Origin of the sequence: Mesorhizobium sp. M7A.F.Ca.US.006.04.2.1 (assembly GCF_004022915.1) — a bacterium.
GTDB classification, from domain to species: Bacteria; Pseudomonadota; Alphaproteobacteria; order Rhizobiales; family Rhizobiaceae; genus Mesorhizobium; species Mesorhizobium ciceri.
The window spans coordinates 1-1,147 of sequence record NZ_RZQA01001300.1 but is presented as its reverse complement, the minus strand read 5'-3'; the positions used below and the strand labels follow the sequence as shown (position 1 = coordinate 1,147).

Genomic DNA, 1,147 nt, shown 5'->3' with positions numbered 1-1,147 from the left:
GATAGGGATAGAGCGGGAAGCGATCGGTCAGCGCCACGACCTTGGCCTTGACCGCTGCTTCGACGGCGGCATTGCCCTCGTCGGAATTGGCGACCTTGAGACCATCCAGCACTTCGGCGATCAGCTTGCCGATCTCCCGGAATTCGGCCTGGCCGAAGCCGCGCGTGGTGCCGGCCGGGGTGCCGAGACGCACGCCCGAGGTGACAAAAGGCTTTTCCGGGTCGAACGGAATACCGTTCTTGTTGCACGTGATGTTGGCGCGGCCCAGCGCCGCCTCGGCGCGCTTGCCGGTGGCGTTCTTCGGACGCAAATCGACCAGCATCAGATGGTTGTCTGTGCCGCCGGAGACGATGTCGAGACCGGTTTCCTTGAGGCTGGAGGCGAGCGCCTTGGCGTTGGCGGCGACGCTCTCGGCATAGACCTTGAAGCTTGGCTTCAGCGCTTCGCCGAAGGCAACCGCCTTGGCGGCGATGACATGCATAAGCGGGCCGCCCTGCAGGCCGGGGAACACCGCCGAATTCATCTTCTTGGCGATGTCCTCGTCATTGCACAGGATCATGCCGCCGCGCGGGCCGCGCAGCGACTTGTGCGTCGTGGTCGTCACGACGTGGGCATGCGGCAGCGGCGACGGATGCACGCCGCCGGCGACCAGCCCGGCGATGTGCGCCATGTCGACCATCAGATAGGCGCCGACCGCGTCGGCGATCTCGCGAAAACGCTTCCAGTCCCAGACGCGGGAATAGGCGGTGCCGCCGGCCAGGATCAGCTTCGGCTTGGTTTCATGCGCGGTCTTCTCGATGGCATCCATGTCGAGCAGATGGTCGTCCTGGCGCACGCCATAGGAGACGACCTTGAACCATTTACCGCTCATGTTGACCGGCGAACCGTGGGTCAGATGGCCGCCGGAATTGAGGTCGAGGCCCATGAACGTGTCGCCCGGCTGCAAGAGCGCCAGGAAGACGGCCTGGTTCATCTGGCTGCCGGAATTCGGCTGGACATTGGCGAAGTTGCAGCCGAACAGCTTCTTGGCGCGCTCGATGGCCAGTTCCTCGGCCACGTCGACAAACTGGCAGCCGCCGTAGTAGCGCTTGCCCGGATAGCCCTCGGCATATTTGTTGGTCATGATCGAGCCCTGCGCCTCAAGCAC

1 protein-coding gene is annotated in these 1,147 nt (G+C 64.3%); it reads right to left on the bottom strand.

The genetic code is table 11. The annotated features are described in order from the left end of the window. Positions 1-1,147 (bottom strand): serine hydroxymethyltransferase (gene glyA, locus EN925_RS36805; RefSeq protein ID WP_164894705.1); only part of this gene is annotated, 1,147 nt, incomplete at both ends.